This window comes from Sphingomonas canaveralia (assembly GCF_047238125.1).
Lineage (GTDB): Bacteria > Pseudomonadota > Alphaproteobacteria > Sphingomonadales > Sphingomonadaceae > JBDFMH01.
In genome coordinates this window covers 397,404-410,552 of the sequence record NZ_JBDFMH010000001.1, presented here as the reverse complement: position 1 = coordinate 410,552, position 13,149 = coordinate 397,404, and the positions used below count along the sequence as shown (strand labels likewise).

Here is a 13,149-nt window from a genome sequence, read left to right as displayed (position 1 = left end):
CGCCTCACCTGATCTTAACCGCGCATCGCGCACAGCGGGCACTGGCCAAGGGGAGATGGGATCGATGGCGGGCACGTTCAGCCCCCGCACGATGGCGGTGCTGATGCTGGCTACGGCCGGCGGGGCGGCGATCGCATCCCTCCTGGCGGCACCGCGCGATGTGGCAACCCCGCAGCCCGAGATCCGCGTCGTGCCGGCACCACCGCCGGCACCGGCACCGGCACCCGTGGCAATCGCACGCGCGACACCGATCCCACCCCGGCCCAAGCCGGAGCCGTTCGTCGTTCGCCGTATCCTCGACGTGCCGGCCCCGTTCCGCCACGGCGATTCGGTCTGGGACGAGAGCGGCGCGCCGCAAGGGCCGATCGTGGTCACGATCGATCTGGCCGCCCAGACGCTGTCGGTATTCCGCGGCGGTTACGAAATCGGGAGCGCTGTGATCCTCTATGGCGCGGACGAGAAGCCGACCCCGCTCGGCGCGTTCCAGGTCAGCCAGAAGGACGCGGACCATATCTCCAATCTCTATGGCGCGCCGATGCCCTACATGCTGCGGCTGACCAATGACGGCATCTCGATCCACGGAGCCGATGTGGTGTACGGCCGCGCCACGCATGGCTGTGTCGGTGTGCCGACCGCCTTTGCCCGGAAGTTGTTCAAGGTCGTCCGCCATGGCGATACGGTGATCGTGACCAACGGCAAGCGGCTGGACATGGGCGAGGCGATCAAGCCGGCCTGATCAGCGCACGATGCCGATGCCTATCCGTACACGGCGCTGGACGCGATCATAGTCGAGCAGATTTTCGCCATAGCCGGCAAAGGCCTGGCCGAACACATAGAGGTTCAGGTTGGACGCGACGATGCGATCGAGCGGATAGGAAAGCTGCGTATCGATCGCGCCCTTGCCGTTTCCGAGGTTCATGCGGCCGGTTGCGCTGAAGCGAAGCCCGTCATCCTGCCCGAATTCGGCGAACAGGCCGGTGTTGCCGCGATAGCGACGGATATCGGGATTGTCGGACGTGTCGCCGACATAGGCCCACAGCCGCGGCCCTACCGTCAGCTTGTAGTCGCCGACCGGCACCGTGGCGGTCGGCTGGATGTAGACCGTGTTCAGGCTGCGCGACTCCAGCCCGTCGCGGCCGTTGCTTTCGTGCCGCGCACCGATCTGCCCGCCCAGCAGCAGGCGTCCCTGCCCGACCGGGCGGGCGGGAACGAGATAGAAGATCTCGGGCATGTAATCGACGTTGCGGAACGGCGAGGAGTCGGCACCGAGGTTCCAGAACAACCGCTGCGTGAAGGCGAAGTGCAGCCCGTTCAGCGCAGGCGCGCCGGGGCCGACCGCGCCGGGATCCCCGAACAGCTGATATTTGAAGCTGATCTGCAGCCGGGCATCGCTGTTGGTACCCGGGCCATAGACCGCATAGATCGGTTCATAAGCGGAAAGGTTGCCGAGGAAGGCATTGCCGCGATCGCCATCGGCCGACGGCGGCGGCGGCACTGCAGCGGCGGCCATCTGCGCGTCATCCGCCGGCAGCGGCGCGGGCAACGGCACCGCGATGCCCGCCACCTGCGATGGCTTGTCCGCCACGAACGCGAGCCGGGCAAACCCGCCGGCCGGCACCGCCACCGTTGCGGCCTGCCCTGCTGCGCGGGTGAGCACGGCAGTGCCGGCGGTGATCCGTTCGGGCACAGCATAGTGGGCAGCGCCGGGATCGGGGTTGAGCACGATGATCTCGACCGCGCCCGTCTGCTCGACCCGGCCGATCGTCAGTTCGGGCGCGGCCATGGCGGGCGATGCGATCATCAGGAGGGAGACGGCGGTAAGAAGCGTGCGCATCGCCGCCGGACGCCCGAGCCGCGCGAATGTTCCGATGCTGAAACGGTGGCACCGCGCCCCGCACCCGGCTAGGGCCGGCGCGACCAGACGCTGGACGGGACCCGATCCGATCATGACGCACGACCGACTGAACGCCTTGATGACGCGCGGCGCGGCCTTCCTCGGCAGCGATGTCGCGATCATGGCGGGAGCGATGTCGTGGGTCAGCGAGCGCAACCTGGTGGCGGCGATGTCGAACGCAGGCGGGTTCGGCGTGATCGCATGCGGCGCCATGACGCCCGCGCTGCTGGATGCCGAGATCGCGGGTACCAAGGCGCTGACAGACCGGCCGTTCGGCGTGAACCTGATCACGATGCACCCCGACCTGACCGCGCTGATCGATGTCTGCGCAAGCCACCGGGTCGGCCATGTCGTGCTGGCGGGCGGGCTGCCGCCGGCCGGATCGATCGATCGGATCAAGGCGTCGGGCGCCAAGCTGATCTGCTTTGCCCCGGCGCTCAGCCTGGCCAAGAAGCTGATCCGCTCCGGTGTCGATGCCTTGGTGATCGAGGGGATGGAAGCAGGCGGCCATATCGGGCCGGTATCGACCAGCGTGCTGGCGCAGGAAATGCTGCCGGTGATCGCCGACCAGCTGCCCGTGTTCGTGGCCGGGGGCATCGGCCGCGGCGAGGCGATCGCAGGCTATCTGGAAATGGGCGCGGCCGGCGTGCAGCTGGGCACGCGCTTCGTGTGCGCGACCGAGTGCATCGCGCATCCCGCATTCAAGAAGGCGTTCATCCGCGCATCCGCCCGTGACGCGATCGCCAGTGTGCAAATCGATCCGCGGCTGCCCGTCATCCCTGTCCGCGCGCTGAAGAACGCATCGACCGAACTGTTCACTGCCAAGCAGCGCGAAGTGGCGCAGGCGCTGGACGAAGGTCGCGTCGCCATGGCCGAGGCGCAGCTGCAGATCGAGCATTACTGGGCAGGCGCGCTGCGCCGTGCGGTGATCGATGGCGACATCGACAATGGATCGATCATGGCCGGCCAGTCGGTCGGCATGGTCACGAAGGAAGAACCGATCGCGGACATATTGGCGACGCTGGCGGACGAGGCGGAAGCCGCCCTGGCGCGGCGTTAAGCCGAAATTTCCGCAGAATCCGCAACAAGGTTAACGTCTTGATCATCGTTGGCGGGTAGCCAGATGTCATGCACGCTAAGCATGACATCGCTGGTCGCGGCCCGATGATCGCCCAAATCCTGATCGTGATCGCGGCGTTGACCATCCTGACGCTGGCTCCGCCGGACGAAGGCCGCTTCTGGCTGGTACCGCTGACCCCCGCCGCTGCGCATCAGGCGCTCTCCGCGATCGGCCCAGATACCCCATTGATCGGGCGTGGCCCCCTGCCCGGATCGCTGGTCGTGAAAAGCGATCGCGGCCTGCTGACCCGCCGGATTGGTACGGACGCCATCCTGCTGCTCGCCGCGCCACCCGCAGGCTGCATCCAGGGCGCAGGAGGATCGCGCGCATGACCGGGTTCGATATCGAATCGCTACGCGCCCGCGGCATGATCTGGCTGGTCGCCTGCGGCTGGTGCTTCGCTCTGGCGCTGCCGGTGCTGGGCCTCGCGATCGGCGCGCATGGTGGGTTCACCGCCGGCCTGATCGCCGCCCTGCTCAACCTGCTGCCGACCGCGATGGTGCTGCGCAAGCGCCATGACGCGGTCGCGCGGCTGACCGTCGGCACGATCGCCGCGGCGCATCCCGCGCTGCTCGTTTTCCTGATGCGCGACCATCAATGGCAGATGGACATGCACATGTACTTCTTCGTGGCGCTGGCCGCGCTGACGGTGCTGTGCGATTGGCGCCCGATCCTGCTGGCATCGGTATTGATCGCGATCCACCACCTGCTGCTTGAATATGTGATGCCGACCTGGGTCTTCACCGGCCAGGGCAATGTGGTGCGCGTGATCGTCCATGCGCTGGCCGTGATCCTGCAGTGCGCGGTGTTGACCCATATCACGCTGCAACTGAAGCAGCTGCTGGAACGGATGGAGGCGGCCCGAACGACCAGCGATCGGCTGGCGCTCGAGGCCACCACCGCGCGCGGCATCGCCGAAGCTGCGATGCGCGGCGCACGTGACGCGCAGGCCCAGGCCGAAGCGGCGCTAGAATCTGCAGCGCTGGCCGAACGGGTCGCCGCTGCGGAGCGCGCTCGACACGAGGCGGCCGAACGCGCCGCCGCGCAGCAGCGCGAGGCGGATCTGCTGGCGCTGGCCGAGCAGTTCGAGGGATCGGTGCGCGCAATGGTGCTCTCGCTGGGCGAAGCGGCCGGCCAGCTCGATCGATCGGCTGGCGCGCTGAATGCGCTCGCCCATTCCAGCGGCGATCAGTCGCGCGCCGCAGCCGCCAGCGCCGCCGACGCATCGGCCGCCGCGCGCGCCGTGGCGACCAGCGTGGCGACCCTATCGCAATCGATCAGCAGCATCTCCGCTAGCGTCGAACAGCAGGCTGAGCTCGGCGCGCAGGCCCGCAGCACGAGCGGCACCGGCGACGATGCCGTCCGTCAGCTGGCATCGCGCACCACCGATATTGCCGACTTCACCGACCGGATTCGCCAGATCGCATCGCGCACCAACCTGCTGGCGCTGAATGCGCGCATCGAAGCGGCGCGGGCAGGCGACGCCGGGCTGGGCTTCGCAGTGGTGGCCACCGAAGTGAAATCGCTGGCAGAACAGACCGCCGCGGCGGCGCGCGAGATCATCGCGCTGATCGATGCGGTGCGCGGCAGTGCAGACGTGGCCACCCGGTCGTTGCATGCGGTTTCCGGCACCGTCGATCATCTCGCCGATGCCACCGCTGCGATCCGCCACGCGATCGACACCCAGCGCGGTACCGCGCAATCGATCGAGCGTAGCGCCGCTCACACCGCTGCCGGCGCTGACGAGATCGCGCAGCGGATCGACCGGGCTGCCGCCGTCGCCAACGAAGCCGGATCGCTTTCCGATCAGGTGCGCAATGCGGCGGGCGCGCTGCTGGGCCACGCGACGACGCTGGAGACATCGACGCGATCGTTCGTGCAACGATTGCGCGCCGCCTGAACCACGAAACATGATCCCCGGCGTGGCACCGCGCGGGGCGATCTGATAGCGGTTCGATCATGCCCGCCGCCGCCGCCACCTTTGCCGCCCGCGAGATCCTCCGCCGGCTGCACGACGTGATGGCGGCGCGCACGCCTGCGCAGAAGAAGCTGGATCAGGTCGTCGAGATCATCGGCGAATCATTGTCGAGCGAGGTGTGCTCGATCTATCTGCTGCGTGACGGGCTGCTGGAACTGTTCGCCACGCGCGGACTGAAGCAGGAAGCGGTGCATGTCACCAAGCTGGCGCTGGGCGAGGGGCTGGTCGGCACCATCGCCGAGAATGTCGAGACGCTGAACCTGGACGAGGCGACCAGCCACCCCGAATTCCTGTACAAGCCGGAGACCGGCGAAGAACTGTATCACAGCTTCGCCGGTGTCCCGATCGTACGGCGCGAGCGCGCGGTGGGCGTGCTGGCGGTGCAGCACGAAGCATCGCGCCGCTACGACGATGTCGAGATCGAGGCGCTGCAGACCGTCGCGATGGTGCTGGCCGAGCTGATCGCGGGCGCCGGGCTGATCGACGAGAATGCCCCCGGCAGCCGCGGATCGCGCGAGTCCGGACCGACCCGGCTGACCGGCCTGAAGCTGGTCGAGGGGATGGCGCGCGGGCGGGCCGTGTTCCATCAGCCGCGCGTGCATATCGAGCATACCGTGGCCGAGGATACCGAGGCCGAGCGCCAGCGCGTCTATGCCGCGTTCCGCCAGATGCGGGAGCAGATCGACCGGATGACCAGCCAGGCCGAGTTCGGCGTGGCGGGCGAGCATCAGGACGTGCTCGAGACCTACAAGATGTTCGCCTATGACGAAGGCTGGAGCCGGCGGATCAACGAGGCGATCGACAGCGGGTTGACTGCCGAGGCCGCGATCGAGCGTGTGCAGCAGCGCACGCGGATGCGGATGCGCGCGATTTCCGATCCGCTGCTGGCGGACCGGATGCACGATCTGGAAGATCTTTCGAACCGGCTGCTGCGGATCGTATCGGGCCAGCTCGGCACGGCCGCCCAGATGGGCCTGCGCCACGACACGATCCTGGTGGCGCGCAACCTGGGGCCGGCGGAACTGCTGGAATATGACCGGCGCCGGCTGAAGGGCGTGGTGCTCGAGGAAGGGTCGCTGACCGCGCATGTGACGATCGTGGCACGGGCGATGGGCGTGCCAGTACTCGGCCGCGTCCGCGACGTGCGCCACAGCATCGCCGACGGTGATCCGCTGCTGCTGGACGTAGGCGAAGCCGCCCTGTTCGTGCGGCCCAACCCGCCAATGGAAGATGCGTTCGATGCGAAGCTGGGCGTAACCCAGAAGCGCCGCGCCGAATTCGCCGCCATGCGCGATCTGCCGCCGGTCTCGCTCGATGGCGAGCGGATCACGCTGATGATCAACGCCGGCCTGCGCGACGACATCGCGTCGCTGGACGTGACCGGGGCGGACGGGATCGGCCTGTTCCGCACCGAATTCCAGTTCCTCGTCTCCGCCACCCTGCCCCAGCGCGAACGCCAGCAGCGGCTGTACCGCGACGTGCTGGACGCTGCCGGCGACCGGCCTGTGATCTTCCGCACGGTCGATATCGGCGGCGACAAGGCGCTGCCTTATCTGAACGACGAGAATGCCGATCGCGAGGAGAACCCGGCGATGGGTTGGCGCGCGATCCGGCTGGCACTGGAACGGCCGGCGCTGATGAAGGCGCAGGCACGGGCGCTGATCGAGGCGGCCGCGGGCCGCGTGCTGCACGTGATGTTCCCGATGATCTCCGAACCCTGGGAATTCGATGCCGCGCGCACCCTGTTCGAAGGCCAGCGCAATTGGATCCACGAGCGCAACCGGATGCTGCCGCAGGCGATCCGCTATGGCACGATGCTGGAAGTGCCGGCGCTGGCCGAGCAGCTGGACCTGATCCTGCCCAAGCTCGATTTCCTGTCGATCGGTACCAACGACCTGACCCAGTTCCTGTTCGCGGCCGATCGCGCCAATCCGAAGCTGGCCGAGCGCTATGATTGGCTGAGCCCCGCCATCCTGCGCTTTCTGGCGCGGGTGACCGCGCAATCGCAGGCGGCCGGCGTGCCGGTCGGCGTATGCGGCGAGATGGGCGGGCGCACGCTGGAGGCGATGGCGCTTCTGGGGCTTGGCATCGGCCGGCTTTCGATCACGCCCGCAGCGGTCGGCCCGGTCAAGGCGATGATCCGCAGCCTGGATGTCGCGGCACTGCGCGCGGAGATGCCGGCGCTGCTGGTGGCGGCGCCGCGCGATCTGCGCGGGGCACTTGCCGCATGGGCGGACCGGTCCGGCGTCACGATCAGCTGAAGCCGGCAACTGTCGGTTTGACTTTGCTGCATCGCCGGGGCGAAACAGGGATCGAGGCGGCCAGCATCGGCCCGCCGGGAGGTCGCATGTCAGATACCGGAACCGAAACGGCCGGTCTTTCCACTGCCCGCGTCGGCGAACGGCTTTCGGTGGCGCGCGAGGCGCTGGGCCTGAGTGTCGACGACATCGCCGAACGCACCCGCGTGCCGGTCCGCCACTTGCGCACGATCGAGGCCGGCGGCACCGAAGGGCTGCCGGCGAGCACCTACAGCGTGGGTTTCGTCCGCACCTATGCCAGCGCAGTGGGGTTGGATCCGGCCGACATCGCCAAGCAGTTCCGCGGCGAGCTGGGCCAGACCCCGGTGCGGGCCGTGCCCGAACCGTTCGAGCCCGCCGACCCGGCACGCGTGCCGCCACGGCTGCTGGCGATCGTTGCGCTGGTGGTCGCGGTGCTGATCGCCGGCGCCTATGCGATTTGGCGCGGCGACAGCCTGTTCGGATCGGGCGCCGAGGATCGTGAGCGGCTGGCCGCAGGCACCGATCCTTCCGCACAGCCGCTGCCGGGCGCGGCACCCGGCACGACAGCGCCCATGAGCGCCACCCCGGCCGCCGCGGATGGTCCGGTCACGGTGATTGCGCTCGCACCGAGCTGGGTGAAGATCTACGATGGATCGAACACGCTGTTCATGGGAGTGATGGCGGCCGACCAGCGCTTCGCCGTGCCGGCGACAGCGGTCAATCCGATGATCTGGACCGGCCAGCCCGAGAAATTCCGGATCGAGATCGGCACGAGCGTCGCCCCGGCGTTCGGCACGCCGGGCAAGATCGTGCGCGACGTGAGCCTGAAGCCGGCGGCGTTGCGCGCCGCGGCCGCCACGCCCGGTGCGCCCTCGGTGCGTGCGGAACCGCTGGTGCCGCCGCCAACCACGGGCGTGCCACCCCCCGCCCCCCGGCCTTAAGGCTGGCGACAGGCGGCATTCGCCACAAGGATCGCGACATTGGCAATCGGAACCCGCACCCCATGATGAAACCGACCCTGCTCGTCGCGCTGCTGATCGGCGCCGCGTCTCCGGGCTTCGCACAATCCTCCGCACCCGGGATCGGCAACCGGGTCGACCGGTTGGAAAAGGAGATGCGCGCCGTACAGCGCAAGGTGTTCCCCGGGGGCCAGCCATATCTGGAACCCGAGATCAGCGCGCCCGCCCCACAGCAGGTGCCAGGCGGCGTGCCCGCCAGCGCGCCGCTGGCCGATCTGACCGCGCGCGTGTCGTCGCTCGAGCAGGAACTGCAGCGGATGACGGGGCAGATCGAGCAGGACAGGTTCAAGTTGCGCCAGCTGGAGGAACAGCTGGCCAAGCTGCGCGGCGACACCGGATCGCGGCTGGACGCCCTGGAACGAGGCGGCAGCTTCGCGCCGGCAGCGGGTGAGACCCCGCCGCCCGTTATCGACTCGGGCCCCCCGCCGCGGGCATCGACCCGCCCGCCGGCCGAAGTCGAACCTGTCGTCGAACCTTCGACACCGGCCGCATCCGCCGACCCCGGCGAGGATGCCTATCTTGCCGGCTACCGCGCCTGGAACACGAAGGATTATGCCGGCGCCGAAGCTGCGCTGAAAACGATGCTCGCCAAATATCCGCAGCATAAGCGGGCAAGCTATGCGCAGAACCTGCTCGGCCGCACCTATCTCGACAACGGCAAGCCGGCAGCGGCGGCGGTCGCCTTCCACGCCAATTACACGAAGAATCCGCGTGGCGATCGCGCGCCTGACAGCCTTTATTATCTCGGCCAGGCATTGATGCGCCTGCCGACACCGCAAGCGACCAAGGCGTGCGAGGCCTATGACGCGCTGACCCGCGAATATGGCGAGAAGATCAGCCAGTCGTTGCGCGACAATGTTGCCAAGGCGCGGATCAACGCGAAGTGCAGCGGCTGAACCTGGTGCGCCGTCCCGTGCGTTGATGCGCCCGAGGAGACGGACGCGATGACCGAGAAGAAGGGCAAGGGCAGCGAAACCGCGCAGAAGGCCAATGCCAAGGCCGCCAAGGAAGGCGAGAAGCACCCGCGCAAATCATCCGCTGCGCAGGCGGAGCTCGGCAAGAAGGGCGGCAAGGCAGCCGCAAAGAAGTAGCCGCGGTTCGCCGGCATGGGCTAGCACCGCCGGGTGACCATCCAGCCCGCATCGATCGACCGGTTTCGCAGCGATCTGCTCGGCCTCGGTTGGCGCGCGGGGGAGCGGTTGGGCGTGGCGGTTTCCGGCGGACCGGACAGCCTCGCACTGCTGCTGCTGGCAAACGCGACGCTGCCTGACGGTGTGATCGCGCTGAGCATCGATCATGGCCTTCGCGCAGAGGCGGGGGCAGAATGCACACATGTGGCGAGGATCTGCGCAGCACTCGGCATTGCGCACAGCATCGCCACTGTGGCGGTTCGCCGCGATGGGCATGGCATCCAAGCCGCAGCCCGTGTCGCACGGCGCAGGGCGTGGCACGAATGGGCGGCGGCCGAGGGCATCGCCTGGATCGCGACCGGCCACCATCTCGATGATCAGGCGGAAACCGTATTGATGCGGCTCGCGCGTGGATCGGGCGTGGCTGGACTCGCCGGCATCGCCCCGGTTGGCCGACTGGGCGGCATGCCCGAGCAGCAGCCGGTGATGCTGATCCGCCCGCTGCTCAGTTGGTCGCGCGCGGAATTGGGTGCGATCGTCGCGGATGCGGGGCTGGTGCCAGTGATCGATCCGTCCAACACCGACCCGCGTCATGATCGGACGCGGTTCCGCGCGCTGCTCGCCGAGACCGACCTGCTCGATCCGCGCCGGCTGGCCGCTGTAGCCCGCAACCTCCTTGATGCCAGCGATGCGCTGGACTGGACCGAGCAGCGGATTGCGGGCGAGCATCTGCGGTTCGATCACGGCGATGCGGACGGGGCCGGGAGCGCGCTGCTCGACACCACCGGGCTGCCGCGCGAATTCATCCGGCGGCTGACAATGAAGGCGATCGCCCATCTCGGCCAATATCCTGACGACGGCCCCGCGATCGACCGGCTGATCGCGACGCTCGAGGCCGGCCGCGCCGCGACGATCCGAGGCATCAAGGCGACCCCGCGTAATGCCCTGTGGCACTTCGCCCCCGCCCCGCCGCGCAGGCCGACCGGACCGTCCCGCATCCGATCAGCCTGATCGGCTTTGTTCCATTGCCATTAACCCGCACGTGCCTATCTTAGGCACTGAGAGGTGGACCGACGCATGAACAGTGACGACAAGGAACCGCAGGGCAACCCGTGGATGAAGAGCCTGGCGATCTGGGCGGGCATTCTGCTTGCGCTGGTGCTGTTCGTCTCGCTGTTCGATTCAAGCGCGCGGACGCAAGGGCAGGACGGGATTCAATATTCCGAATTCCTGTCCAAGGTCGATGAAGGCAGCGTGCGCGATGCCGAGATCGCCGGTGAGGTGATCAGCGGTCATTATACCAATGGCACCACCTTCCGCACCTATGCGCCGACCGATCCGACGCTGGTCCAGCGTCTGGCCGACAAGAATGTCGCGTTCAGCGCCAAGCCCGAGGAGCGGGCTTCCTTCTGGCAGATCATCCTCGTCCAGGCTCTGCCGTTCATTCTGATCCTGGGCATTGCCTTCTTCGTGATGCGTCAGATGCAGAAGAATGCTGGCTCGGGCGCGATGGGCTTCGGCAAGAGCCGCGCCAAGCTGCTGACCGAGAAGCAGGGCAAGGTGACGTTCGACGATGTCGCCGGCATCGACGAGGCGCGCGAGGAACTGCAGGAGATCGTCGAGTTCCTGAAGGATCCGACAAAGTTCGCTCGTTTGGGCGGCAAGATCCCGAAGGGCGCGCTGCTGGTCGGTTCGCCGGGCACCGGTAAGACGCTGCTGGCTCGTGCGATCGCGGGTGAGGCGAACGTGCCCTTCTTCACCATCTCGGGTTCCGATTTCGTCGAGATGTTCGTGGGCGTCGGCGCCAGCCGCGTGCGCGACATGTTTGAGCAGGCCAAGAAGAACGCGCCGTGCATCGTCTTCATCGACGAGATCGACGCGGTCGGCCGCCACCGCGGCGCCGGCCTGGGCAACGGTAATGACGAGCGCGAGCAGACGCTGAACCAGCTGCTGGTCGAGATGGACGGTTTCGACGCCAACGAGGGCATCATCATCGTTGCCGCGACCAACCGGCCCGACGTGCTTGATCCCGCGCTGCTGCGCCCCGGCCGCTTCGACCGCCAGGTGGTCGTGCCGCGCCCGGACATCGAGGGCCGCGAGAAGATCCTTCAGGTCCACATGAAGAAGGTGCCGCTGGCGCCTGACGTCGATGCCCGCACGATTGCGCGCGGCACGCCTGGCTTCTCGGGTGCGGACCTCGCCAATCTCGTCAACGAAGCCGCGCTGATGGCCGCACGCTTCGGCAAGCGCCTCGTGGCCATGGCCGAGTTCGAGCTGGCCAAGGACAAGGTGATGATGGGCGCCGAGCGCAAGTCCATGGTGATGACCGAGGACGAGAAGCGGATGACCGCTTATCACGAGGCCGGCCATGCGATCGTGGCGATCCACGAGCCGGCATCCGACCCGATCCACAAGGCCACCATCATTCCGCGCGGCCGTGCGCTGGGCATGGTGATGCGCCTGCCGGAACGCGACAATTACAGCTACCATCGCGACAAGATGTTCGCGAACCTGTCGGTCTCGATGGGCGGCCGCGTCGCCGAGGAAGTGATCTTCGGCTACGACAAGGTGTCGTCCGGTGCGTCGTCGGACATCAGCTACGCATCGGGCCTGGCACGCGACATGGTGACGCGCTGGGGCATGTCCGACGCGCTGGGTCCGCTCGAATATGCCGAGCCGGAGGGTGAGAGCTTCCTGGGCTATTCGCAGAGCCGCCCGATCCGCATGTCGAACCAGACCGCGCAGCTGATCGACGAGGAGATCAAGAAGATCGTCGAAGGCAGCTACGAAAAGGCGAAGAAGCTGCTGACCGACAACATCGATCAGCTTCATTCGCTGGCGCAGGCGCTGCTCGAATATGAGACGTTGTCCGGCGAGGAGATCAACAAGGTCGTCGCCGGCGAGCCGATCGACCGCAATCAGGGCAATCGCAACAAGCCGATCGCGCTGGGCATCGGTGGATCGTCGATCCCCAAGAGCAAGCGGCCGGGCGGTTTCGGCGGCGCCGCGCCGCAGGGCGCCTGATCGATCGGGGGCCGGATCAGCGGGAAGCCGCGGTCCGGCCCTGGACGATATCGATCAGATCACTGACATCGCGATAAAGCGCGCGCGCCACTTCCCCGCGCAGCGCCATCGGAAAGATCGCCAGCTGCTGCCCGACCGGCAGGCATCGCGGCAGGATCGTGCGGATCGGCATGATTGCACGCGCTTCATCATCGGTGCCGCGTCCGGTGCGGATCAGGCGATCGGCGGCGCCGGGGTCTAGCGCGACCGCGCACGCTACCGTCGCGCTATCGCGCGGCCAATCCTGCATTTGCGAAAGGATCGCGCCCGGCAGCGCATCGCCGGCCTCGACCTGATCGACCGGCGTTGCCCGCCGCCGTGCGATCGCCCGGCGATAAAGATCCTCAGCCAGCTGCCCATCAAGCGCGACCCAGTTGCCGCGCACCGCCACGCCCGCGTCAACGCTGCAGCGCTGGAAAGCCGGTTCGAGCGCCGCGAGCAGCGCATCCTCCTGGACCGTGCCAGGGATGACCGACACGCGGGCGATGCTGCGATCCGGCTCCGCCCGGATCACGCAACTCGCCGCCGCCGCGATCGCTTCATGGCCCGAAGGCATGGCCGCAGCCAGCTCCGCCGTCCCCAAAACCGACACAGCAACTGCGATCATGCTGCGCAAAACGGTCCTCCACCGCGGTCGGCTGGGGGAGCGATCGGACGGCGTCGAGA

At 67.8% G+C, this 13,149-nt stretch carries 12 protein-coding genes; 10 read left to right on the top strand and 2 right to left on the bottom strand.

The genetic code is table 11. The annotated features are described in order from the left end of the window. Positions 1-64 precede the first annotated feature (64 nt). Positions 65-736 carry a L,D-transpeptidase family protein gene (locus ABC347_RS02005; RefSeq protein WP_413244114.1) on the top strand — a complete coding sequence of 224 codons (672 nt, stop codon included), beginning with the start codon at positions 65-67 and terminating at the stop codon, positions 734-736. On the opposite strand, the gene ABC347_RS02000 is transcribed toward ABC347_RS02005, so the two are convergent. Then, positions 737-1,801: a phospholipase A gene (locus ABC347_RS02000; protein ID WP_413244113.1), complete on the bottom strand. Its 1,065-nt coding sequence runs from the start codon at positions 1,799-1,801 to the stop codon at positions 737-739. It abuts the gene before it with no gap. A gap of 172 nt (positions 1,802-1,973) precedes the next feature. Here ABC347_RS02000 and ABC347_RS01995 point away from each other — a divergent pair, with 172 nt between their 5' ends. The 9 genes from ABC347_RS01995 (at position 1,974) to ftsH (ending at position 12,444) form a co-directional block, all read left to right on the top strand. Then, positions 1,974-2,954: an NAD(P)H-dependent flavin oxidoreductase gene (locus ABC347_RS01995; RefSeq protein ID WP_413246981.1), complete on the top strand. Its 981-nt coding sequence runs from the start codon at positions 1,974-1,976 to the stop codon at positions 2,952-2,954. 68 nt (positions 2,955-3,022) lie between these two features. Then, positions 3,023-3,346 carry a hypothetical protein gene (locus ABC347_RS01990; protein WP_413244112.1) on the top strand — a complete coding sequence of 108 codons (324 nt, stop codon included), beginning with the start codon at positions 3,023-3,025 and terminating at the stop codon, positions 3,344-3,346. Beyond that, entirely contained in the window at positions 3,343-4,914 is a 1,572-nt protein-coding gene (locus tag ABC347_RS01985; protein ID WP_413244111.1) for a methyl-accepting chemotaxis protein, read from the top strand. Before ABC347_RS01990 ends, ABC347_RS01985 begins: the two co-directional genes overlap by 4 nt. A gap of 59 nt (positions 4,915-4,973) precedes the next feature. Next, positions 4,974-7,253: a phosphoenolpyruvate--protein phosphotransferase gene (gene ptsP, locus ABC347_RS01980; protein ID WP_413244110.1), complete on the top strand. Its 2,280-nt coding sequence runs from the start codon at positions 4,974-4,976 to the stop codon at positions 7,251-7,253. Between the two features lie 86 nt (positions 7,254-7,339). Next, on the top strand, positions 7,340-8,212 hold the full coding sequence (locus ABC347_RS01975; protein ID WP_413244109.1) for a helix-turn-helix domain-containing protein: 873 nt from the start codon (positions 7,340-7,342) through the stop codon (positions 8,210-8,212). 62 nt (positions 8,213-8,274) lie between these two features. Then, positions 8,275-9,186, top strand: a complete 912-nt coding sequence (locus ABC347_RS01970; RefSeq protein ID WP_413244108.1) for a YbgF trimerization domain-containing protein — start codon at positions 8,275-8,277, stop codon at positions 9,184-9,186. Positions 9,187-9,234: 48 nt separating this feature from the next. Further along, positions 9,235-9,381, top strand: a complete 147-nt coding sequence (locus tag ABC347_RS01965) for a hypothetical protein (RefSeq protein WP_413244107.1) — start codon at positions 9,235-9,237, stop codon at positions 9,379-9,381. 33 nt (positions 9,382-9,414) lie between these two features. After that, positions 9,415-10,431 carry a tRNA lysidine(34) synthetase TilS gene (gene tilS, locus ABC347_RS01960; protein WP_413244106.1) on the top strand — a complete coding sequence of 339 codons (1,017 nt, stop codon included), beginning with the start codon at positions 9,415-9,417 and terminating at the stop codon, positions 10,429-10,431. A 66-nt stretch (positions 10,432-10,497) separates the two neighbouring features. Next, positions 10,498-12,444: an ATP-dependent zinc metalloprotease FtsH gene (ftsH, locus tag ABC347_RS01955; protein WP_413244105.1), complete on the top strand. Its 1,947-nt coding sequence runs from the start codon at positions 10,498-10,500 to the stop codon at positions 12,442-12,444. A 16-nt stretch (positions 12,445-12,460) separates the two neighbouring features. Here the strand turns inward: ftsH and ABC347_RS01950 are convergent, their stop codons facing one another. Further along, positions 12,461-13,090, bottom strand: coding sequence for a hypothetical protein (locus ABC347_RS01950; protein WP_413244104.1), 630 nt, complete (start codon positions 13,088-13,090; stop codon positions 12,461-12,463). Positions 13,091-13,149: the final 59 nt, after the last annotated feature.

Coding starts and splice junctions, on each gene's coding strand:
- ABC347_RS01995 (WP_413246981.1), top strand. CDS start 1,974: ATGACGCGCGGCGCGGCCTTCCTCGGCAGCGATGTCGCGATCATGGCG.
- ABC347_RS01975 (WP_413244109.1), top strand. CDS start 7,340: ATGTCAGATACCGGAACCGAAACGGCCGGTCTTTCCACTGCCCGCGTC.
- ABC347_RS01990 (WP_413244112.1), top strand. CDS start 3,023: ATGCACGCTAAGCATGACATCGCTGGTCGCGGCCCGATGATCGCCCAA.
- ABC347_RS01950 (WP_413244104.1), bottom strand. CDS start 13,090: ATGATCGCAGTTGCTGTGTCGGTTTTGGGGACGGCGGAGCTGGCTGCG.
- ABC347_RS02005 (WP_413244114.1), top strand. CDS start 65: ATGGCGGGCACGTTCAGCCCCCGCACGATGGCGGTGCTGATGCTGGCT.
- ABC347_RS01965 (WP_413244107.1), top strand. CDS start 9,235: ATGACCGAGAAGAAGGGCAAGGGCAGCGAAACCGCGCAGAAGGCCAAT.
- ABC347_RS01970 (WP_413244108.1), top strand. CDS start 8,275: ATGATGAAACCGACCCTGCTCGTCGCGCTGCTGATCGGCGCCGCGTCT.
- ABC347_RS01985 (WP_413244111.1), top strand. CDS start 3,343: ATGACCGGGTTCGATATCGAATCGCTACGCGCCCGCGGCATGATCTGG.
- ftsH (WP_413244105.1), top strand. CDS start 10,498: ATGAACAGTGACGACAAGGAACCGCAGGGCAACCCGTGGATGAAGAGC.
- ABC347_RS02000 (WP_413244113.1), bottom strand. CDS start 1,801: ATGATCGCATCGCCCGCCATGGCCGCGCCCGAACTGACGATCGGCCGG.
- ptsP (WP_413244110.1), top strand. CDS start 4,974: ATGCCCGCCGCCGCCGCCACCTTTGCCGCCCGCGAGATCCTCCGCCGG.